This window comes from Ferruginibacter sp. HRS2-29 (assembly GCF_024343615.1).
Lineage (GTDB): Bacteria > Bacteroidota > Bacteroidia > Chitinophagales > Chitinophagaceae > Ferruginibacter.
Window position 1 is genome coordinate 78,102 of record NZ_RJUB01000124.1, and the last position, 22,465, is coordinate 100,566.

At 43.8% G+C, this 22,465-nt stretch carries 14 protein-coding genes; 8 read left to right on the top strand and 6 right to left on the bottom strand.

The genetic code is table 11. From position 1 onward, the window contains the following. Positions 1 to 6,135, bottom strand: coding sequence for an alpha-2-macroglobulin family protein (locus tag EGI32_RS12620; protein ID WP_255155720.1), 6,135 nt, complete (start codon positions 6,133 to 6,135; stop codon positions 1 to 3). 219 nt (positions 6,136 to 6,354) lie between these two features. Here EGI32_RS12620 and EGI32_RS12625 point away from each other — a divergent pair, with 219 nt between their 5' ends. After that, positions 6,355 to 7,041 (top strand): DUF4476 domain-containing protein, encoded by a 687-nt coding sequence (locus EGI32_RS12625; protein WP_255155721.1) that lies wholly within the window; start codon positions 6,355 to 6,357, stop codon positions 7,039 to 7,041. Positions 7,042 to 7,272: 231 nt separating this feature from the next. Here EGI32_RS12625 and sucD read toward each other — a convergent pair whose 3' ends face one another. Then, entirely contained in the window at positions 7,273 to 8,154 is an 882-nt protein-coding gene (sucD, locus tag EGI32_RS12630; RefSeq protein WP_255155722.1) for a succinate--CoA ligase subunit alpha, read from the bottom strand. 237 nt (positions 8,155 to 8,391) lie between these two features. Further along, the gene (locus tag EGI32_RS12635; protein ID WP_255155723.1) at positions 8,392 to 8,772 is read right to left on the bottom strand and encodes a hypothetical protein; all 381 of its coding nucleotides are present in this window, start codon (positions 8,770 to 8,772) and stop codon (positions 8,392 to 8,394) included. A gap of 404 nt (positions 8,773 to 9,176) precedes the next feature. Here EGI32_RS12635 and EGI32_RS12640 point away from each other — a divergent pair, with 404 nt between their 5' ends. Both EGI32_RS12640 and EGI32_RS12645 read left to right on the top strand, forming a co-directional pair. Next, entirely contained in the window at positions 9,177 to 9,908 is a 732-nt protein-coding gene (locus EGI32_RS12640) for a LytTR family DNA-binding domain-containing protein (protein WP_255155724.1), read from the top strand. 14 nt (positions 9,909 to 9,922) lie between these two features. After that, positions 9,923 to 11,794, top strand: coding sequence for a tetratricopeptide repeat-containing sensor histidine kinase (locus EGI32_RS12645; protein WP_255155725.1), 1,872 nt, complete (start codon positions 9,923 to 9,925; stop codon positions 11,792 to 11,794). 180 nt (positions 11,795 to 11,974) lie between these two features. Here EGI32_RS12645 and EGI32_RS12650 read toward each other — a convergent pair whose 3' ends face one another. Continuing rightward, positions 11,975 to 12,391: a hypothetical protein gene (locus EGI32_RS12650; RefSeq protein ID WP_255155726.1), complete on the bottom strand. Its 417-nt coding sequence runs from the start codon at positions 12,389 to 12,391 to the stop codon at positions 11,975 to 11,977. 537 nt (positions 12,392 to 12,928) lie between these two features. Between EGI32_RS12650 and EGI32_RS12655 the strand changes: the two genes are divergently transcribed. Further along, on the top strand, positions 12,929 to 13,618 hold the full coding sequence (locus tag EGI32_RS12655) for an outer membrane beta-barrel protein (protein WP_255155727.1): 690 nt from the start codon (positions 12,929 to 12,931) through the stop codon (positions 13,616 to 13,618). Between the two features lie 362 nt (positions 13,619 to 13,980). Here the strand turns inward: EGI32_RS12655 and secA are convergent, their stop codons facing one another. Then, complete coding sequence (gene secA / locus EGI32_RS12660) at positions 13,981 to 17,304, bottom strand: preprotein translocase subunit SecA (protein WP_255155728.1); 3,324 nt, start codon at positions 17,302 to 17,304, stop codon at positions 13,981 to 13,983. A 344-nt stretch (positions 17,305 to 17,648) separates the two neighbouring features. Here secA and atpG point away from each other — a divergent pair, with 344 nt between their 5' ends. The 3 genes from atpG (at position 17,649) to lysA (ending at position 20,917) form a co-directional block, all read left to right on the top strand. Beyond that, positions 17,649 to 18,530 carry an ATP synthase F1 subunit gamma gene (atpG, locus tag EGI32_RS12665; RefSeq protein ID WP_255155729.1) on the top strand — a complete coding sequence of 294 codons (882 nt, stop codon included), beginning with the start codon at positions 17,649 to 17,651 and terminating at the stop codon, positions 18,528 to 18,530. A 77-nt stretch (positions 18,531 to 18,607) separates the two neighbouring features. Continuing rightward, positions 18,608 to 19,498, top strand: a complete 891-nt coding sequence (gene scpB / locus EGI32_RS12670; protein WP_255155730.1) for an SMC-Scp complex subunit ScpB — start codon at positions 18,608 to 18,610, stop codon at positions 19,496 to 19,498. Positions 19,499 to 19,711: 213 nt separating this feature from the next. Continuing rightward, positions 19,712 to 20,917 (top strand): diaminopimelate decarboxylase, encoded by a 1,206-nt coding sequence (gene lysA / locus EGI32_RS12675; RefSeq protein WP_255155731.1) that lies wholly within the window; start codon positions 19,712 to 19,714, stop codon positions 20,915 to 20,917. Positions 20,918 to 21,231: 314 nt separating this feature from the next. Here lysA and EGI32_RS21370 read toward each other — a convergent pair whose 3' ends face one another. Beyond that, positions 21,232 to 21,462, bottom strand: a complete 231-nt coding sequence (locus EGI32_RS21370) for a helix-turn-helix domain-containing protein (protein ID WP_369681660.1) — start codon at positions 21,460 to 21,462, stop codon at positions 21,232 to 21,234. A gap of 195 nt (positions 21,463 to 21,657) precedes the next feature. Here EGI32_RS21370 and EGI32_RS12680 point away from each other — a divergent pair, with 195 nt between their 5' ends. Then, on the top strand, positions 21,658 to 22,209 hold the full coding sequence (locus EGI32_RS12680) for a hypothetical protein (RefSeq protein WP_255155732.1): 552 nt from the start codon (positions 21,658 to 21,660) through the stop codon (positions 22,207 to 22,209). Positions 22,210 to 22,465: the final 256 nt, after the last annotated feature.

Sequence of the window (22,465 nt, forward strand, 5' to 3'; positions counted from 1 at the left end):
CTATTGACCATTGACTACCACCCTCACGCCTTCGCTGTGGCTGCTGAATTCCGGTGCATACATGCTTTGGATAGTAGTAACGCCATTGCTGAAATTACCTGCATGCGTTACAAACATCGGGTATTCGAACACGTAAGTGCCACGGGCCAGCCAGCTGAAAAAGAAATTCGTGCTGGCGTCTTTGGTACTTTCGTAATACCCTAGTCCGCCCTGGTATTTGTAGCTGCTGATCACGTTCACGGGTTCCATACAAGCCGCACGCATATCTTTCATGTGGATGTATTCCATATCCCTGTCGGCACGCAATTCTATCCTTACTTTTATTTTGTCGCCGATCTTCAGTTCATCGCCATCTTTCAATGCTACCAGCACAGGGCCTTTATCGGAATTTCGTTCGATGAATAATTTTTTATTCAGCTTCAAGGGCGTTTCAGCAGAAGTGATCTTATCGAGGTCTTCAAAGTACTGCCAGTAAACGGCACCCCATGATGTGCTGCTGCCGGTTGGATTCTTAACTGGTTTTACTGAAACAGTTATATTGCCCATTCCCTGCTGCACTTTACTGCCTTCAATTGTTTTTTTGAAATAACCTGTTCCGGCTTCTGTTTTATCATTGGTGCTTTTGATCACTGTATTACCAAGATTGATGGTGACTTCTTTTTCTTCCGCAAGCCAGTTGCTGCCATTGAGCAATAGGGCATAACACGCTTCAGCAGTCGCTTTCGTTGTTTTCCAGTTTTGCGTTTGCTTTTGCTTCAGCAACCATGTTTTGAGATCATCCACCGTTGCGGTATTTTTTTCGATATCGCTAAATGCTTCTATCATCATCGCCTGGCTTTCAACAGGCGCCTGGTACCAGTAATAACCGCCGGTGGTGAACTCTTTGAAATACATACCCATTTCATCTTTATAGATCGCATTCTCTTTCAACGATCTGATGATGGCCTGAGGAGTTTTTGTATCGTTGGTACGGTGCAATGCCAGCGCGATCATCGCCTGCATGTATTTGCTGTTGCTCAGCCAGTATTTCTGCGCCTGCCCGTAATAATATTTGTAAGCGGTACTTGCATTGGCGCTTACCTTACTTTCCGGGAAGAAGCTGCGCATATACAAATATTGGATAGCGGTAGAGGACAAATTGTTTTTACTGAGGTCCGTTCTGTATTTCAAAAGATTGTCGTAATCTTCTTTCAACCTTGCATCGAGGTAAGGCAATGCCTTGTCGACAATCGCTTTGAGGCTGTTGTAATCGTCATTGCTCAATGCATTCAGTTTGCGCAGATGGCCAATGCCCGTTGTGATGTATTGTGTGATGTAACGGTCATCCGGCCCACCCTTGAACCAGGTGAAGCCTCCATTGCTGCTCTGCATTTCTCTGAGCTTATTGAGTGTAGAAGTTTTTTCTTTTGCCAGGCGGACCATGTCGAAAAGTATCCCGATATTTTTCTTCTGATCACTTTCATTTTTCGCCTGTAATACCCATGGCGTTTCCTGCAATAAAGCAGATTTCAATTCTTCGTTTTTCTGAAGATTACTCATCAGTGCAGCGGTATCAATTGTTTTCCATTGTTCAAAAATTGCCCTGATCTTCGGTGTACTATTGCTGATATAAGCAGCCAGCACATTGGAATAATAACGGTTGAAATTTTGTTCTGCACATTCATACGGATATTCCATCAGGTAAGGCAATGCCTGCACTGCGTACCAGGCTGGGTTGCTGGTATACTCTACCGTTAGTGCATGATTGGTGAGTGAACCGCTGTTGGCGCTGTTCAGTAATTTTTCAAATTTGAAATTTTTGCTGTTGGTATTGCGCATGTTCAATGGCAAAGTTTCCGTCACCAGCATGCGGTTGGTCAGTACCGGCAATGCGGCTTCTTCGCCATCGCTGAAACTGCCATCTTTGGACATCGCTTTGATGCGGTATTGCAAAGCGCTGTTGAAACTGATCGGAATCCCCACCGGGAATTTTACCGAAACACTTTGCCCGGCTGCAACAGTAAAATATTGGTTCGGGAACACATTCTTGAACCAGCCATCTACCGGCTTGTTGGTGGCCGCGTCAAAAAGTTCGAGCTGTGCGGTACCGGTAATTTCTTTATCGCTCAGGTTGACCACTTTTGCGGAAAATTCTATTTCATCGCCTTCACGTAAAAACCTGGGGGCATTCGGCTGCACCATCAACGGCTTTTGGGTGATCACAGTTTTTTCTGCAAAACCTCCCGCCAGTTCTTTGGTGTGCGCCAGGCTCATCAGTTTCCATGTCGTCAATGCTTCCGGAATGGTGAAAGAAAATTCCACGTTTCCATTGGCATCTGTTTTAAGGTCGGGAAAGAAGAAAGCGGTTTCGTTGAAGTTTTTGCGAATGGATACATTATTATTATTTGATGCAGTTTGAGCCGGAGTAGCTTCATTTGCAAATGTATCTGCCCATTGACTAACTGTTTTATCATCGGTACGACCGACCGATTTTTTAGAAACCTCTTTTTCCTCCAGCATCATTTCATCTCTTGCTACCATCGGCGCAGCAGAAGGCATAGTAGCTTTGGCAGCACCAGAAGCCATTCCTCTACTCATTATCCTGATATCACCACCATAATATATTTCACTCCAGCCATCGTTTAATAACTGATCGTAATATCTTTCTGGAACTTGTTTGTAATTATACGAAAGCGTATTTCTCTCCTGGGAGTTTATCTGTACAAAACTATTGGCCGTCCAGTAAATGCTTTTGCCAATCCCCGGCCAGATCGAAGACAGCGATTGCCAGCTGTGGGGTTTAAACTGGTCCAGCGATGCATCATACATGCTGATCAATGCTTCAGCGGCAACTTTGTCGGATTTATTCCCGGCAATTTTGATTTTCCATTTCTCCTCGCTTCCCGGCAATAGCTTATCACGGAAAGTTTCATAAGTGATCGTAAGTTCTTTATTGTTCCATGGCACGGAGAGATATTGGGAGCCCTGGTAAACACGGTTGTTTTTTACAAACAGGTAATTCATATAAAGCCCTCCACGATCATTTTCGGCCACCGCTATCTTTTTAGCATAATTTGCCGCAGGCGAAAGGAAAATATAATTCAGTTCAGCCGGTTGGGCCGGTCGCAGGATATTCTGCACCATCCAGATATTGTCAAAACCGGTTTTGATGGAATAATTAAATTCCTTCCCCGGCTCTGCAGATGTTTCCTGAACGGATACAAAAACAGGATCGGTTATTTTTCCATCTTTCGCTTTCAGCTGAATGAATTTTTCAGCTTTCACGGCTTCGCCGAATTTGTCGGTGGTGGTCACCGTTATCTTATACCAGCCGGCAGCGATTGCTCCGCGTTGCATGGCAAATGCAGAACTGGCGGTAGTGGTATCTGTTTTTTCAAACACCGTGGCACCCACCGGCCATTTGCTTACCTGGTCTTCATCGTTGTAAACATCATACGGGAAGTTTTTAACATATTCTTCTTTACTCATCACAAACTGATCTGGTTTTTCCCAATAGCGGCTGCGGAATATCCTTCCGGGTGCCTGCAGCTTTTGTATGACTACACGAACAGTAGCTTTTTCAAACAGGCCATTGATGTTTGTGCTGGCAATTCTCAGGTCTTTCAGGCTGTCTGCTAGAATATTATCGGGTGTGTTGATGTTCAACTGCAATGCCTGGTAAGAAACCGCGACCGATGTTGTGGCGCTTCTTGTTTCGCCATTGATATCTGTGATGTCCGCACTTACATCATAATAAAATACGGGCTGATTTTTTTTGTCCGCTGTTTCATCGGGTATGGCTTTGAATGTCACTTTGAAGGAGCCATCAGCCGCCGTTACAGTTTCGCCGTTCGTGATCTCCATTTGTTCACGGGTTCCCTGCGGAAAATAAGGCCTGTACCAGCCATACCAGATCGGGTATTGGATCCGGCGTACTACGCGATATTTTACCGATGCGCCATCGATGTTGTTGCCTGCATAGGCTTTTGCGTTACCCGTTACCGTTATGCTGTCGTTGACCCTGTAAGAACCTTCAGGTTTTTTTATTTCTGTAAAGAATTTCGGGCGTTTGTATTCTTCCACGCTGAAGTACTGCTGCGAATTGGTAGCGCTGTCGTATAAGCTGAATTGCCCGTTGAGCAGCCCTTCCGGAAGTTTGAAGCTTCCGTTGTAAGATCCATATTCATTGGTGGTGACTTTTACCGATCCGGCTTTCTGTCCGTTTACATCACGGAAAATAACGGTAGTGTTAAGTTTGGTGAGGATATCGTTTTTACGGCCATCAGCGCTTGTTCTCAGTGCGATGCCTTTGAAAAAAACAGTTTGGCCCGGGCGGTAAATGCTCCTGTCGGTAAACAAAAATGTCTTTTTTGTTTCTTTTGTTTCGTAGCTGCTGTAATTATACGAGTAGTAGCTGTCATCTGTAAATAACTCATCATTTTTGTATTTCACCTGCATGAAATAATTATAACTGTCAGCTGGTTTTGTTTTGTCTGTTTTGATATAACCGTTCTTATCAGTTACATATTTATTCATTTTTATTTCCTCGTTGGTCCGGGAAGTGTAATTGTAATTTCGTTTCCAGAGTTGTACTTCGGCATTGGCAAGGGGCGTACCGGTATTCCTGTCGAGCACATATAGTTCATCCTGGTTATTGCTCACAGGGCTGATATTACTTACATAAGTGATCTGCCGGGCGAGTAAATTATTGCTGGTGGAAAAATCCGGGGTGATGCTTGCCAGAATTATATATATGCCCTGCGGTAAACCATCTGCTTTTATTTCCGTAGCATGCAACTGGTAATCCTTTTGATCAGGGAGGCTCAGTTCCCAGCTTTTTACCGGTTTTAACTTCGGCATGGCCGCCCACAACTGATCGTATTCTTTTTTCTCCAATGATTTCAGCTCTTCACGACTGGTTTTGATCACCCTGATATAGATCTTGTCGATATTGCGATAACTCAACAGGTTCCTGAAAGGCTCGTTGATTACATTCACTTTTTCGGTAGAAATATCCAGCGCGGGCTGCCTGATCTGTATCAGCATGTTTTGTGCATTCAATGCACCCGTAGAACCAGGATATTTGCTGATAATCTCATCGCAGAGTTCTTTCGCTTTTTTAATGTCAAACTGTTTGCCTGGCTGGGTAAGCCGGTTGTATTCATTGCCGTTTGCAAGATAAATACCGGCCCGCAGATACATCGCTTCTGCAGCCCAGGGGCTGCTGCTGTATTGGGTTTCTATCTGGCGAAGGCTTTCTTCGTACAATTTATCCTTATTGGTGAAAATACCATGATCATTTACAAATGCCAGTCTTTTCAGATCGGCATCTATCAACGCATCAGGTTTTGCGTCATCAAGATGGAATTTCAGAATATCCTGCAGGAGTGTTATGGCATGCTGATACAATGAAGCTGTATCCTTACTGTTGAAATTTGATGCTACAAATATTTTTGCCGGGGCAAACATTTTTTCATCGTTCAGAATGAATTTATAGGAAGGGTTGGTAACATCATTTTCTGTGCTCATGAAATAATCCAGCGCACGGTGTGCCAGAAAATCATACAGGGTAGGGCGTAATTCGCGGCTATTTTTCCCGGGGGTGATGATGGCATCAAGACCGTTGAGTTTATTGGCTTTAAGCAATGCATCATTTTTTAAGGATGCTTCATATAAAGCCGTGATCCTTTCATTCAGTTTTTTCAGGCTCCAGGTAGCGATATCTGTCGCCAGTTCTTTTTGTTCGGAAGTTTCGGCGATGGCGGTACGTTGATAAAACCTGTACCGGTTCCTTTGTTTGTAATTCCAGAAAAGTTGTGCCTGCATGCTTTGCAGGATATTTTTTGCGGGGGCTTTCGTTTTCGCGATCAGTGTATCTACATAGAAGATATTATTTTCCCGGTTGTCTTCCTCCACCATGTTGCGGTATTTCATCTGGTACATGGCAGATTTTATCTGCTGTGCTTCGTTGTTGGCAGAAACTGCTTTATCGAAGATGATGACCACCTGTTCCAACGCGGATTTGGTCAATCCTTTTTTCTCCAGCTCTGCCACTTTCTTCCACTCCGTGGAATAATCGTTATTGTTTTGTGCCTGCACGTATAGGATGTTTATCAGAAATAATAATAGGGTTGAGGCGATTTTTTTGAAACTCATCTGATGCGATTTAAATATGAATACAAGTTACGGTTTATTGATATAAACGCTGCTTTACTGCAAGCGTTGTACCATAGATGGTGCACGGGGTTGATTTACACAAGGATGCGGATATTTTTTTCATTAACTTTTTTTTAGCTAAACCGGATTTTACTTTTTTCAACTGGCCTGCTCTATGGATTAAACAAGCAACTTTTTTTTAAATTAAAACTTAGCAAAATGAAAAAAATCTTTACACTCTTAGCAGCAACTTTTTTATCCGTTTCATTATTTGCTTTTCCGAATAAAACAAAGCTCACAATAAGCACAAACAGTAAAAAAGCGGTAACCATTTTGGTGGATGGCAGAAATTATTCCGACAGGCAAAATGATGATATCGTAGTAAAAAACCTGGCGGTCGGTTCGCACAATATCAAAGTATACCAACAGGCAAGCAATAGCTGGTTCAACAAGAAGAATGAGCTGATCTACGATGGTAATGTATATGTAAAACCACAATCTCACACCATCGTTTCCATCAGCAGGAATGGCAAAGCAGTAGTTACAGAAAGGCCGATGACAAGCTTCGATTATCCTTCCAATGGACAGAACGGTGGCTGGAACTACAACCACCCGAAAGCTATGAACGACAGGGGTTTTGATCAGCTGAGGTACACTGTCAACAACACCCGTTTTGAAAACAGCAAACTTGCAGTAGCAAAAGAAGCGATCAGCCAGAATTATTTCGTTGCCGACCAGGTAAGAGAAATGCTTGAATCTTTCAGCTACGAAAGCAGCAAGCTGGAAATTGCAAAATACATGTACGACCGTACGCTTGATAAAGAAAACTTCTATGTTGTGATGAATGGCCTCAACTACAGTTCAAGTAAAGACGAATTGTCGAGGTTCATCCGCAACGCGAGATAAAAATAAGTTTTGGTGGCTATACTTTAAAGGGGTTGAAACGTGGGTTTCGCCCCTTAATCACAGATTAAAAGGATTACTCAGATTTCGCAGATTTCAACTTAAAGATAGAAATGCTTTTCATGGTTGAAATTTCTCTCATAATTGGAATTTAAAGGTAGATAGTAAAACAAAGCCCGCAATAAGTATTGCGGGCTTTAAATTTATAGACGTAATCTGCGTAATCTGTTTAAATCATTTTAAATCAGCGATTGCTTCAGCCATTGTTTTACCAATATCGGCAGGGCTTGCCACCACGTGGATACCACATTCGGCCATGATCTTCATTTTTGCAGCAGCAGTATCATCCGCTCCGCCTACGATAGCGCCGGCGTGGCCCATACGGCGTCCCGGAGGCGCTGTCTGGCCTGCGATGAACCCTACAACCGGTTTTTTGTTGCCGGTACTTTGTACGTAGCGGGCAGCTTCAGCTTCCATTCCGCCACCAATTTCGCCGATCATTACGATCGCGTCAGTTTCGTCATCGTTCATCAGCAATTCAACCGCTTCTTTGGTAGTGGTGCCAATGATAGGATCACCACCGATACCGATAGCAGTAGAAATGCCCAATCCGGCTTTCGCTACCTGGTCAGCAGCTTCATATGTAAGGGTACCGCTTTTGCTCACGATACCGATCCTTCCTTTTTTGAAGATAAAGCCAGGCATGATACCTACTTTACATTCTTCAGCAGTGATAACACCCGGGCAGTTCGGCCCGATCAGCCTTGTGTTGGTGTCTTTCAGGTAATCTTTCGCTTTCACCATATCCGATACCGGGATACCTTCGGTAATGCACACCACCAGGGCGATACCTGCATCAGCAGCTTCCATGATAGCATCGGCTGCAAAAGCCGGTGGTACAAATATGATACTAACGTTAGCGCCTGTTTGCTTTACCGCGTCGGCAACTGTATTAAATACGGGTTTTTCCAGGTGTGTAGTGCCGCCTTTGTTGGGAGTAACACCACCTACCACGTTTGTTCCGTATTCGATCATCTGCGTAGCATGAAAAGTACCTTCCGTACCGGTAAAACCCTGTACGATCACTTTTGAATCTTTATTCACCAAAACTGCCATAAATAGTATGTGTTTAGAATTAAGAAAACGGGACTTTCCCGAAATTGCCGCAAAGATAGTGGATAATGGATAATGGATAACTGAATAATGGATAATGTTTTCTCATCAGTAGGTCATAGCTGTAACGGAAGAACTCACCCGTATAATACATTATCCATTAAGGCATTATCCATTACCGCGTACTTCCAATAAAAAAGGCCCCGCTGTTATGCGGGGCCGGTTCTTAAAAATGGTTGATTACTTCAGGTCTTTCTTTATTTCTGCTGCTTTATCTTCCACTTTAGCGGCAACGTTTGCGGCAGCGTCTTTCACATCGTCTTTCACTTCTTTTGCCTTATCGGCAGCATTGTCTATTGCCCTGTCGGCATCGTCTTTGCCGGTAGCTTTATCCCAGAGTTCTTCGGCTTTGTCTTTCGCGTCACCGGCTTTTTCTTTGGTTTTGTCCCAGAGATCGCCTGCTGTGTCTTTTGTTTTATCCCAGGCATCTTCTGCCTTGTCTTCTACCTTATCCCAAACATCTTCCGCTTTATCCTTCAAATTGTTGAATTTTTCTTTGGTTTTATCCATGAAACTCTTTTCTTCTTCCGGAATTCCTGTATTCTTGATTTCTTCTGACATGATCGTTATTTTTAGATGATTAAATAAATTCCAGATAAATAATTGAAAAAAGTATGCCAAAAGTTAAGGGTAATAATTCCTCAGTTAAAAGCTTATGAATCAAAATCGCAATATAAAAGCTGGTAAATAAGGAACGACCAATAGCGGGTAATAAACAACCACTTGTAAAGCATATTCGTGTAATAGCTTAATTCGTGGAACCGGTGTAAAAAAAATTGGGACCAAGATAGAAATCTAGTCCCGCTTTAAAATCCAATATCCTATGAAAAACCGATGTAAACCTAGCTTTTAATCCTGATATAACAAGTACTAATCGCCAAACAGTAAGTTAAAGTAGACGAACGGTGTATTTGGATAGTTTTTGGCATAAATGCCTTAGTTTTATGACTTGAATGAAGAGCCTCTTGACCTACATAATCGCGGATGACGACCCGGTATACCGGGAACTTACACAGATGCACCTTGAACTGGTGCCCAACCTGCAATGCCTGGCCGCCTGTGAGAATGCTATAGAAGCCAGCGCTGCTTTACAACAGCATCAGCCCGACCTCCTTATACTGGATGTGGAAATGCCCGGCCTTACAGGCATACAACTGGCAAAAAGCCTTACCAAGCTTCCCCTGATCATATTCATCAGTTCGCATGCGCATTATGCCGCCGATGCTTTTGATGTGGATGCGATCGATTACCTGGTAAAACCTGCCGCCCCCGAGCGGCTGATACGTGCGGTAGAAAAAGCCCGTAACCTGATGGAGCTCAAAAATAACATTGCCCCTAACGAAGGTTTTAAGGCCGGCAGCAGCGATTCATTTTTCATCAAGGAAAAAAATGCATTCGTAAGGATCAATTATTCTGATGTGCTTTACATACAATCGTTGGGTGATTTTGTAAATATTTTTCTGGGTAACGGGGATAAGAAAATTGCCCTGGTAAGCCTGAAAAACCTTGAACAACAGCTTCCCTCCGAACATTTTGTAAGGATATCCAGAACGCACATGGTCAATAAACATAAGATCACTTCAGTGGAAACCGGCACGGTGATGCTCGATAAACTGCAATTGCAGGTGGGCAAAACCTACAATGAAACCGTTATCCAATCCGTAGTGGGTGATGCCGCGGTAAAACGATTCATATAAAATTACAGCGACGGATGAAATACTGTTTACTGATTTTCCTTTTATTACCCTTTACCTTACCGGCACAGCGCCGTGCGCCTGTTGACAGTCTTCTCCGTGCGGCAGATACCGAAACATCTGATAGCGCACTGCTGATCATTTACCAGCAACTCGGTAGTTACTACCAGGATAATAATGCCGGCAAAGCCATCGAATTTTTTGAAAAAGAAAATGCGCTCGCCAAACACTTGAACTGGCCGCTTAAGATCGGGAATAGTTTCTACGACCTCGGGTATACTTACCTCCTGATGTCGGATTTCAACAAGTCGCTTTACAATTACCAGCAATCATCTGTGTATTACGAGCAATTGAAAGACGATTACCGGCTTTCGAATGCGTATATGTCTATCGGAAATGTTTATTTCCAAAATAATGATTTCAAACATGTAGATGAGTATTATGATAAGGCGGAATACCTGATCCTCCGAATGAAAGACAGCGGCCAGCTGAACAGCCTGTACGATTCCCGCGGGGTGAATTACGACCGGGCCGGAAAATTTGATTCGGCGGAGATCTGGCTCAAGCGTGCATACCTCATCGCACGGCTGATCAAGGCGGAAGATTACGCGATGAATTCTTTGTCGAACCTCTCGCTTACTTACAAACACATGAACCGTACGGATGAAGCGTTGCGTGGTTTCGATACGGTACTGACCTATTATCTCAAAACGAATGCGCCGAAAGATTACCTGTCGGCCATCTACAACAATATTGCTTCGGCCAATGCCCAGGCGGGACGGATACCACAGGCGCTCGAAGCCTTCAATAAAAGTATCGAGATCGGTAAAGCGGCTGGTGTAACTGCCGTGGTGATGGAAAACTACAGGAACATGTCGGATATGTTTGGGAACATCCGGGATTTTGAAAAACAATCCATCTACCTGAAAAAATATTACCACCTGAAGGACAGCATTTTTACAGTGGATAATAAAAATGCGCTTACCGAACTGGAAGCTACTTATAAGGTAGATAAAAAGAACCTCGAGCTGGTGAAAAAAGATGCGGAAGTATCGCGTCAAAAAAATCAGCGGAATATATTCTTCATTATTGCACTCGCCATCTTCGGAATATTGGGCGCACTCGCTTATTTCTATAGCCGGATAAAAAATAAAAATGCGTTGCTGCAGCAGCAAAATATCCAGATCAATGAGCAGAAGAATGAGTTGCAGACATTGAACCAGGTGAAGGACCGCCTGTTCAGCATCATCAGCCACGATCTGCGTAATCCGTTGGTGACGCTTCGTTCGTACCTGGCGTTGGCCGATAATGATGCGATCGCCCCGGAAAAAAAGCAGCAATTCAAATTGCAGACGATGAACGCGGTTTCGCAAACCGGCGATATGCTGGATAACCTGTTGGCCTGGGCAAATGTGCAGATCAAGAACACAAAAGCCAGCGTGGTTCCTGTCAGTATCCCTGATCTGGTGGAAGATATGTTAAGTAATGTGGCGGCGCAATCTTTTCAAAAGCAATTATCCATACAAAAAGATATACAGGTAAATATGGTGCCCGGCGATTACGATATTCTTTCCATCGCTTTGCGCAACCTGCTCACCAATGCCATCAAGTATAGCGATGAGAAAAAGACAATCAATGTACTGGCTACCCGCGATGAAAAAAATAATTTTATAACTGTACAAGATGAAGGGGTAGGGCTTACAGCCGAGCAGATCAATAGTATCTTGTCTAACCAGAATGATACCACCAAAGGCACCAAAGGTGAAAAAGGAAGCGGCCTTGGGTTATTCCTGGTGAGAGAACTGTTACAAAAAATAAATGCTACGCTTAAGATTGAAAGCGAGCCGGGGAAGGGTAGTAGCTTTGTTATTGTGTTGCCTGTTTTGTAAGCTCAGCCCGTGTTCTCGCCGTTTAGCTGTTTTCTCGCCGTTGTTGGTGTTTCTAGCCTTTGTTGATGTAATCACCAACAACTTTGTAGCCTTTCGCCTTTGTTGGGTGTTATCACCCACAACTTTTATCGCAGTTGTTGAGTGCTGTCCGAGAACGGCGAGAAAATTCCTGACCCCAATTTATCCCCTGTATACCGCCATATCCGGGTGATCCGGATGAACGATCAGTTCCTGGCGCTGCGGATGTATCAATACATCCATTTCTTCCAAAGGTATGGCGCCTAATAAGGGTTCGCTGTTACCGGGAAGAACCACGGCACTACACGTAGCCGTTCGATTAGCGAACTTTACCATCAATGGCCCGACAATATCAAATTCACCCACAGTCTCATCCGCCATCCGTATTTTTCTTTTTTCTATGAAAGGCAGATCAAGCACTGCCTGAATATTCTCGTTAATAACCATCATGTACGCACCAGTATCTACCAATATATTTACATGTATCCTCTTTATTTCATCTTCACCAATAAGATGCCGCTTGGCATCAAGTATATCAAGTGCATTTATCAATTCTATATCCGCATAAACATAGCCCATAAAAATATTTTTTTGACGAAGTAAATGTAGAGATAATAAAAATGAGCGCCTATAAAAGACACTCATTTTTATTTAGTTTAACTGTAAGAAAGTTCAAAAGGTTTAAAAGTTCAAAAGGTTCAAAAAGTCAGCATTTTTACGACATGCATTTAACCTTTTGAACCTTTTGAACTTTTAAACCTTTATCGCCGTTGTTTATCGCCGTTGTTGCTGTTATCATAAACAACTTTCCCCGGAATTTTCTCCTGATAAAGTATGCAGCGTTCCATTTTTAAACATGGGGAAAAAGTCAGAGTTCGGGGTTTTAATATGGACAGGCCAGGTGAAATTTCTGTGATGTTGTTGGTGAAAACACCAACAACGGCAATAAATGCATTAACCTTTTGAACCTCCTGAACTTTTGAACCTTTTGAACCTTTAAACCTTTTGAACTTTTAAAACCTTTGCGCCTTTGCGTGAAACGTCCTTTTTACAATTATTTTATCCTCTGCTTTAATCTTTTCTACGCCAAACCAGTCGTAGCAAAAATTTTATTTTATGCGAAGCAAATATCTTTTCGCAGCATTGGTAACCATGTTACTAACGACTGCCTATGCAGAAGCCCAAACCATCATAGTACCCGGACGCGGGGGATATTACCGCCAGCGGCCACGGCGGATGGTAAAGCCAAGGCCACAGAACATGCGCCAACAACCACAACTCCCCAAATTTGAACCTACCGTAAACCTTTCCTTCGGCTACGGTTTCCCCAACCTCGACAAAGATTATCTACCGGAATATTACAATGCTTACAGCGGAAGCGTGAACCAGACGGGGCCTGTTACCGGCTCTATCGATTACCATTTCAGCCGCAATATGAGTATAGGCGCTACCGTGATGTATGGAAAAGTGAGTGCGCCATATTATTATGGTAGCAATAATACGTTCATCCCGGATTTTAACGCAAAGCTCGAAAGCTGGGCATTTATGCTGAACCTGAAAAGCTATATTCCCACAACAGGAAAAGTGAGCCCGTATTTCCGCGGCTCCATCGGGGTAAATACCTGGGATCAAACGTATACGGATGCAGGAGGGAGAAAACTCAATATGCCGGAAGTGGATCTACCCGACCTGGCCTACCAGGTGGGTGTGGGCGCAGAATTCAAACTATCAAAAAATGCCGGATTTTTTGCCGAGGCGGGGTACGGGAAATATATTTTGCATGGGGGATTGATGTTTAAGTTTTAGCGGTTTCCCGCAAGGTTCTAAAGAATAAATACAAAAGGCGCACGGATGATTAACCGTAGCGCCTTTTGTATTTATTCTTAGCGAGCCTGTGCCGTTGTTGGTGTTATCACCAACAACATACTCAATATGATCACTCTTCTGGGAAATTTAGCATACGGAGATGGATAACTTCAACATGCTACTCATTTCGCTGTATGAATCATTATTAGAAAAAGTTGGGAGGTTGTTGGTGATAACACTCAACAACGGCGAAAAAAACACCAACAACGGCAAAAAAAAGTTCAAAAGGTTCAAGAAGTCAGCATTTTTTACGAAATGCATTAACCTTTTGAACCTCTTGAACTTTTAAACCTTTTAAACCTTTATGCTCCCTGTCCGTGACAGTTCTTATATTTTTTTCCGCTTCCGCAAGGGCAAGGGTCGTTGCGGCCGATTTTTGGTTCCACACGAACCGGTTCTTGTTTTACCGGTGTGGAAGGGTCAAAATAATCCCTTTCATTGGCGGCATAATCATCCCCTGCTGCATCAATCTCAGCCTTGTTCACATTCATCTTGCTCATATCGGTTTTCTCTTCCCTACCTTCTTTGATACGCTGGTTGCTGGATGGCTCCATCGGTATGGCAGCATGGCTCAGGAAACTCACGATATCCTTGTTCACCTGGTCATCCATCTGCTTGAACGCCTGGAATGCTTCGATCTTGTAGATCACCAGCGGATCCTTCTGTTCGTAACCCGCTGTCTGTACACTATGGCGCAGGTCATCCATCGAACGGAGATGTTCTTTCCAGGCATCATCTATCAATGTAAGGGTAATGCCACGTTCCAATGCATTGCCCAGCTCGGCGCCATCCGTTTCAAGATATTTATCCAGGTTGGCCAGCGCCATCACACCCTTTTTGCCATCGGTGAAAGGAACCTGTACATTTTGTATATGGTTACCCTGCTCCTTGCGGATGTTGGTGATGATAGGTTTGGTTTGCTCCGCAATCGCCACTTTTTTCCTGCTGTAATGCGTGATGGCTTCGGTATACAATTGCTCGGTGAGTGTATTTACATTTCCTCTGTTGAGGTCGTCGGCAGTGATGGCTGTATCGATACCAAAATTCATGATGGCAGCCAGTTTGAAGCCTTCGTGATCGCTTCCTTCCTTGAAAGAATTGATCAGCCCTTCCGCTACTGAGTAGAAAGCGTTGTCAAGATCCAGCGCCAGCCTTTCCCCAAACAATGCGTGGTTACGTTTGCCGTATACCACATTACGTTGTTTGTTCATCACATCATCATATTCCAGCAAACGCTTACGGATGCCGAAGTTATTTTCTTCCACTTTTTTCTGCGCCCTTTCAATGCTCTTGGTGATCATGCTATGCTGGATCACTTCGCCTTCCTTGTAACCCATACGGTCCATCAGGCTGGCAATACGTTCGCTACCGAACATACGCATCAGATCGTCTTCCAATGCCACGAAGAAACTGGAAGTACCCGGATCACCCTGGCGACCGGCACGGCCACGCAACTGCCTGTCTACACGACGGCTTTCATGACGCTCTGTACCTATGATGGCCAAACCGCCCGCTTCTTTTACACCAGGCCCCAGCTTGATATCCGTACCACGACCAGCCATGTTGGTAGCAATGGTAACCGCTCCCGCAAAACCTGCTTCGGCTACTACCTGCGCTTCCTTACTGTGCTGTTTCGCATTGAGTACGTTGTGCGGGATATTTTTTTGTTTCAGCATCCTGCTCAGCAATTCACTCACTTCTACCGAAGTGGTACCCACCAGTGTGGGCCTGCCTGCCAGGCGCATTTTTTCTACTTCGTCAATAACCGCTTTATATTTTTCACGCTTGGTCTTGAACACCAGATCCTGCTCATCTTTACGGATAGCTTTTACATTGGTAGGGATGGAAACCACATCCAGTTTGTAAATGCTCCACAATTCCGCCGCTTCAGTTTCGGCAGTACCGGTCATACCGGCAAGTTTGTGGTACATCCTGAAATAATTCTGTAAAGTAACGGTGGCGTAAGTCTGGGTAGATGCTTCGATCTTCACGTTTTCTTTCGCTTCTATCGCCTGGTGCAACCCGTCGGAATACCTTCTTCCATCAAGGATACGCCCGGTTTGTTCATCCACGATCTTCACCGCTTCGTCCATCACCACGTATTCTACATCTTTATCGAATAAAGTATAGGCTTTCAGCAATTGCTGCGCAATGTGAATGCGTTCTGCTTTTGCCGAATATTCGTTCATCAGGTTTTCCTTGCGCTGCAGTTTTTCTTCAGCGGCCAGATCTGTCTTGTCGATATCTGCCAGTTTGGTAGCGATATCCGGCAGGATGAAGAATTCAGGATCTTCACCATTGCGGGTGATCAATGAAATACCATTATCTGTCAGTTCAACCTGGTTGTTTTTTTCATCGATGCTGAAATACAGTTCGGAGTCAACTTTCGGCATTTCTTTCTGCTGATCGGCAATGTAGTAGTTTTCGCTTTTCTGCAGTTTCACCCTGATACCCGGCTCGCTCAAAAATTTGATCAAAGCGCTGTTCTTCGGCAACCCACGGTGTGCACGCATGAGCGCCAGGCCGCCATCTTTAGGATCGTCGTTGCCTTCGGCTATTTTCTTTTTTGCTTCAATCAGGTATTGGTTCACGGCTTTGCGTTGCGCTTCCACCAGTTTTTCGATCCTTGGTTTGAGGTCGAAGAATTGCTGGGTGTTATCGCTGTGGCCAATCGGCCCGCTGATGATCAACGGGGTACGGGCATCATCGATCAATACGCTATCCACCTCATCCACCATAGCGAAGTGGTGTTTGCGTTGTACCATTTCATCCGGAGAATGCACCATGTTATCCCTCAGGTAATCGAAGCCAAATTCGTTGTTGGTACCATAAGTGATATCGGCATTGTATGCGTTGCGACGGGCATCGCCATTTGGTTCGTGTTTATCAATACAATCCACTCTCAGTCCGAGCCATTCGAAGATCGGGCCGTTCCACTCGCTATCCCTGCGGGCAAGGTAATCGTTCACGGTTACGATGTGCACCCCTTCACCGGCCAATGCATTAAGGTAAGAAGGAAGCGTACTCACGAGGGTTTTACCTTCACCGGTAGCCATTTCGGCGATCCTGCCGGAATGTAATACCGCACCGCCAATGAGCTGTACATCGTAATGCACCATGTTCCAGGTAACCTGCCCGCCTGCGGCCAGCCAGGTATTTTTATAGATTGCTTTATCGCCCTGGATGATCACATTGTCTTTTTTAGCGGCCAGTTCCTTATCCAGTTCGGTAGCGGTAGATTCCAGGGTTTCGTTCTCTTTAAACCGGCGGCTGGTTTCTTTCACCACGGCAAAAGCTTCGGGAAGCAATTCGTTCAGCACTTCTTCGATCTTTGCATCCCGCTGTTTTTTCAGTTCGTCCACTTCCTTGTAGATATCGTCCCTTCCGTTGATATCGGCTACAGGAAGCGATTCGGCAGCCAGTTTTTTAGTGTCGATCTCGGCATCTACCGAAGAAAGGTGATTTTTGATCCTTTCCTTGAATTCAATTGTTTTGCCACGTAGCTGGTCATTGCTCAACGATTGGTACGAAGCAAAAAACTGGTTTGTTTTCTCAACAAGCGGCTGGATCTTCTTTACATCCTTTTCACTTTTGTTACCCCCGAAGAGTTTGGAAATAATGCTCATTAATTAGTTATATAGTGTTGAAATAATCGTGTTTGGTTCGTTTTTTTAGTCAAATATGGTGCTATCCTGAAAATATCGCCAAATTGACAGGGCAGCAAAGGTAATTATTAATGGATAATGGATAATGGTTTAATGGATAATTAAGTGAATAGTGAATTGTCAATGGTCAAATCCTTTAAGTTTACTATAAAACCGGGGTAATATTCAATTAGAATTTAATATCAAACCGGGCGAAAGCCCATTTTACTTTTAGTTTTTCGATGCGAAGGGCCAATTATCCATTATCCATTATTCAATTTTCCATTAAAAATCTTACTTTTGCACACCAAATAAATATACATCAAATGAGTGGTGCATTAAAAGAGGTTAGAAACCGGATAAAAAGCGTACAAAGTACCCAACAGATCACGAAAGCCATGAAAATGGTGAGTGCGGCAAAATTGCGCAGGGCGCAGGATGCCATTACACAAATGAGGCCTTATGCGCAGAAACTACAGGAAATGCTGAGCAATATCGTGAGCACCAGCGAAGGCGATGTAGCTATTGACCTGGCCACTGAAAGGCCGGTGGAAAACGTACTGATCCTGCTCGTTACCAGCGACAGGGGATTGTGCGGCGGTTACAACAGTAACCTCATCAAGCTGGCCAAATCACTCGTAAAAGATAAATACCCCTCACAATTAGCGGCAGGAAAAGTGCGTTTTTTGCCTATTGGTAAGAAAGGGTACGAGCATTTTTCCAAGAACGGTTTCAAAGTAGTAGATACCTATTGGGATATATTCACCGGGTTGAGCTTCGAAAAAGTGCAGACGGCTGCGCAATACGCGATGAACGCATTTGCCAATAAAGAAGTGGATGCGGTGGAAATCGTGTACAGCGAGTTCAAGAATGCCGCTTCACAGGTGTATATCGCCGAGCAGTTTTTACCGGTAAAAAAAGTAGCGGAAACAGGCAGCAGGAAAAAATCGGATTTCATTTTCGAACCGAGTAAGGAAGTACTGATCGCCGAACTGATGCCGAAAATCCTGAACACCCAATTGTACAAAGCCGTACTCGATGGTAATGCCAGCGAACACGGCGCCCGTATGACTGCGATGGATAAAGCGAGCGACAATGCCAACGAGTTGCTGAAATCATTAAAGATCAGTTACAACCGTGCAAGGCAGGCGGCTATCACTACCGAGCTTACAGAGATCGTGAGTGGAGCGGCAGCGCTGCAAGGCTAATGGATAATTGATAATGGACAATTGATAATGGTTCTATAATTTAACATGTTACAATAACAGGGGATATTACACTACGCATGGAGATTTCTTCGATCATACCACATATAGAGGCGCTGGTTTTTGCCAGCGACAAACCTTTGACATCGCTCGAAGTGACCGACCTCATCAATACTGCCCTCGGCTTTATTGAAGACAGGGCGAGCCTCGACCAGGTAGAAGCTGCTATAGACGGCATCAAGGAAAAATATGACGCGGAGTTTTATGCTTTCGAGCTCAAACAAAGCGGTGGCGGATGGCAGTTCCTTACCAAACCGGCTTTTCACAAAACAGTAGCGTTGATCAATGGTGATAAATTCATCAAGCGTCTTTCTACCGCTGCGCTGGAAACACTGGCCATCATTGCTTACAAACAACCCATCACCAAAAGCGAAATAGAATCTATCCGCGGTGTGAACTGCGATTATGCCGTTCAGAAATTACTGGAAAAAGACCTGGTGGTTATTTCCGGCCGAAATGAAGATGCTGTGGGTAAACCATTGATATATTCCACCTCCAAATCTTTCATGGATTATTTCGGCATCAACAGCGCCGATGAATTGCCTAAGATCAGCGAAGTGCTGATGGAGGAATTCATTAAAGCCACTGCCGTAAGCGAAATGCTGGATGTAAGCGGAACTTATCAGGAAGGCCTTGCCGCCGCAGCTGAAAATGCTGAGTTGAGTGATGAAACTGTTTCCAACAACGATGAAATTGTATTGATGGATGGGGCAGAAGCCACTACAGAAGAAACGGTAGAAACAGAAGAACCAACCATTACTGAAGAAGCAGGCGAAGAAATTATTGCAGCAGCAGAAGAAGAAGAAGAAATTATTGTAGAAGAAGGAATAGAAGACATCATTGCCGAAGAAGAAAGCGAGATCGAGGAAGAAATAAAGAAAGACGATAAACAGACTGACGAAGAAGCCTGATGACTTTGTATATTTATAATATTATTTAAGGCATCAATTATTTGGATGCCTTTTTTATTGCCTCCAGCTGAAGCTGGAGAAACGCCCGGAGGTTTTAAAAACCTCCGGGGGTTTTGAAAACGAACCCCGGAGGTTTTTAAAACCTCCGGGCGTTTTATGCGAGACGCAACTAATTAGAAAGCAAATAACCATCTAACCATACAACCATTAAAGATGTCTACACTTACAGCCCCGCAACTCATCAACATTGCCACGCAATTTGGTACACCCGTGTATGTGTACCATGCCGAAAAGATCAGTGAACAATACCAGAAGCTTACCGATGCTTTCAAGGGATGCGATGCCAGGGTATTTTACGCGTGTAAATCATTGACCAACCTCAACATCCTGAAGCATGTGCTTTCTCTGGGCGCTTCGCTCGACTGCGTAAGCATCAACGAAGTAAAACTCGGGCTGATGGCGGGTTTTTCAAAAGAAAATATTCTGTACACGCCCAATTGTGTAGACTTTGAAGAGATACTGGAAGCAAAAGAGCTGGGCGTAAACATCAACATCGACAATATTTCCATTCTCGAGCAGTTCGGCAACAGGTTTGGCGGAAGCTACCCCGTGTGCATACGCCTGAACCCCCACATCATGGCAGGCGGTAATTTTAAAATATCAACGGGGCATGTGGATAGTAAATTCGGGATCTCCATTCACCAGATAAGGCATATCGAGCGGGTGGTAAAAACCACCGGCCTCCATGTAACCGGTATCCACATGCACACCGGCAGCGAGATCAAAGACATCAATGTTTTCCTCATGGGATTGAATGTGATGTTTTCGATGGCCGAACATTTTCCCAACCTTCAATACATCGATCTGGGCAGCGGCTTTAAAGTGCCTTATCAGCCCGGCGATCCGGAAACGGATGTAAACGAACTCGGCCAAAAAGTAGCCGAAGCATTTGCGCAGCACGAAAAAGAAACCGGCAAAAAACTGCAGGTATGGTTTGAGCCCGGGAAATACCTGGTGAGCCAATGCGGGTATCTCGTGGTAAAAACAAATGTGATCAAGCAAACACCGGCTACGGTTTTTGTGGGGGTCAACAGCGGCTTCAATCACCTCATCCGCCCGATGATGTATGAAGCGTACCATCACATCGAAAATATCTCCAACCCCCAAGGCACGCCACGCATCTACACGGTAGTGGGCAACATCTGCGAAACGGATACCTTTGCCTGGGACCGCACGCTCACCGAAGTACGCGAAGGCGATTACCTGGTATTTTACAATGCCGGGGCATACGGTTTTGAAATGTCTTCTAATTTTAATTCAAGGCTTAAGCCAGCTGAGGTACTGGTGCAGGATGGGGAAGCGAGGCTGATACGCAAGGCGGATGTGTTTGAAGATCTGCTGAGGAACCAGGTATTATAATTAATACAAGAGGTTTTGCCGGTGTGTCAGCGCTTCATTTTTGACACGTGTCAATTTTTTTTTGTTGTGGCATGTGTCAATTTTTTTTTTCTTGTGGCATCTAAAAAGTTTTTTTTCAGTTTTCGACTTTTTCAGTTTTCGACTTTTTCAGTTTTCAACTTTTTTATTTTTTTTTTTTTTTCGTTTTATTTTTTTTTATTTTTTCTTTCTGAAAGTAAAGCAAAACTTTTCCAAAACATCAGATTAGTGGAGCCACCGGTTAGACAACCCCTGCAGATATTGAAAAACAGTGAGTTATAACCTCTCTCTCTTAGTCAATTTTGTTTTTCTACGAGTTTGAAGAAATCATCCATTTTAATATCGAGATATTCTGTCAATACTAATAAACTACTTACGGTCAAATTCCTGCTTCCATTTTCCACTCTCGTAATGTTAATACCGGTATCATGTACGAGGTCGGCTTGTAGGATACCTTTTTTTTTGCGCAGTTCCTTTAGAGTTTTTCCAATCTTAACTAAGAATTCATCATTTCTTATCTGGGTCATAGTGAAACAAATAGACTAAATAAAATTTACCAATAAAAATACCTTTAGGTATCTTTTTGGCTTATCTTTACATTATCAACTTTCCGTTCTGAAATCTGGTACATCTAAGCACAGGAAAGCATAACGTTTCCCGTTGTAAAGCGGGAAACGTTCTTAATATTATTTGATGTACCGCTCACCATCAAATAATATAAAATGAATCAGGGGACAAAAAATATCTCGAGCATTACTGAAGCCTACCAGGCTATCCACGATTTTTACGATTGTTTTCATTTGCATGAAGCGTTGGAAGAAACAGGCAAATTATTCAAATGGGCCGGTAAAGAACACTATTATAATGAGACAACCCCTGCCAACATTATTTTTCTAAGCCAGCAACTATTTAAGCTATTTAGCGCCGCCGAATTTATCTGCTACAGCACCGGCAGAAGATCCTCTGCTATACTGCACGAAAACAAGCTTGTAAAATACCAGGCTTTAAACATGCCTGATAGTATGGCCACGCAAGAATGGGCCTCACTTACCCGCCACCTTAGTTGGGAAGAATATGTAAACCCTTACAGCACTTTTGAAAAATTTGGCATAATGGAAAATTGGGAAGAAGTATTGCAGGAACTGATGGAATTTGCGCTTATGAATGGGAGTATTGAGGGGTGTTTTACGTCTGCGGAGATGAAAAAATGGAGGAATAGGATGATGGGTGTGGTGGAGGGTGGGTGGTTTGTGGAGGTGAGGGGGAGGGCGTAGAACGGTTTGGTTATTTCCGAAGGGGAGCACAAAATTAATCTATGAACAAAAGTTGAATCTTGTAAAAATGTTCAATCGAAGCCATTCAGCCCCGCTTTTGGCAATACCTTGTTGTGCGTAGTTTTTAGCATTTACCAACACCTAAAAACCTGTAACTGTACTCCTTGTTTTCTGAGAACACTTCTAAATTACTATGTGCTTGTACGTAATAAGATTTTATTAATTTAGAGGGAAGCCATTGTAATAGGAATTTCCT

Bases quoted from the DNA above. Each gene is read 5' to 3' on its own strand.
- EGI32_RS12650 (WP_255155726.1), bottom strand. From the start codon at position 12,391: ATGGGCTATGTTTATGCGGATATAGAATTGATAAATGCACTTGATATA.
- EGI32_RS12645 (WP_255155725.1), top strand. From the start codon at position 9,923: ATGAAATACTGTTTACTGATTTTCCTTTTATTACCCTTTACCTTACCG.
- secA (WP_255155728.1), bottom strand. From the start codon at position 17,304: ATGAGCATTATTTCCAAACTCTTCGGGGGTAACAAAAGTGAAAAGGAT.
- EGI32_RS12655 (WP_255155727.1), top strand. From the start codon at position 12,929: ATGCGAAGCAAATATCTTTTCGCAGCATTGGTAACCATGTTACTAACG.
- EGI32_RS12635 (WP_255155723.1), bottom strand. From the start codon at position 8,772: ATGTCAGAAGAAATCAAGAATACAGGAATTCCGGAAGAAGAAAAGAGT.
- lysA (WP_255155731.1), top strand. From the start codon at position 19,712: ATGTCTACACTTACAGCCCCGCAACTCATCAACATTGCCACGCAATTT.
- EGI32_RS12620 (WP_255155720.1), bottom strand. From the start codon at position 6,135: ATGAGTTTCAAAAAAATCGCCTCAACCCTATTATTATTTCTGATAAAC.
- scpB (WP_255155730.1), top strand. From the start codon at position 18,608: ATGGAGATTTCTTCGATCATACCACATATAGAGGCGCTGGTTTTTGCC.
- sucD (WP_255155722.1), bottom strand. From the start codon at position 8,154: ATGGCAGTTTTGGTGAATAAAGATTCAAAAGTGATCGTACAGGGTTTT.
- EGI32_RS12680 (WP_255155732.1), top strand. From the start codon at position 21,658: ATGAATCAGGGGACAAAAAATATCTCGAGCATTACTGAAGCCTACCAG.
- EGI32_RS12625 (WP_255155721.1), top strand. From the start codon at position 6,355: ATGAAAAAAATCTTTACACTCTTAGCAGCAACTTTTTTATCCGTTTCA.
- atpG (WP_255155729.1), top strand. From the start codon at position 17,649: ATGAGTGGTGCATTAAAAGAGGTTAGAAACCGGATAAAAAGCGTACAA.
- EGI32_RS21370 (WP_369681660.1), bottom strand. From the start codon at position 21,462: ATGACCCAGATAAGAAATGATGAATTCTTAGTTAAGATTGGAAAAACT.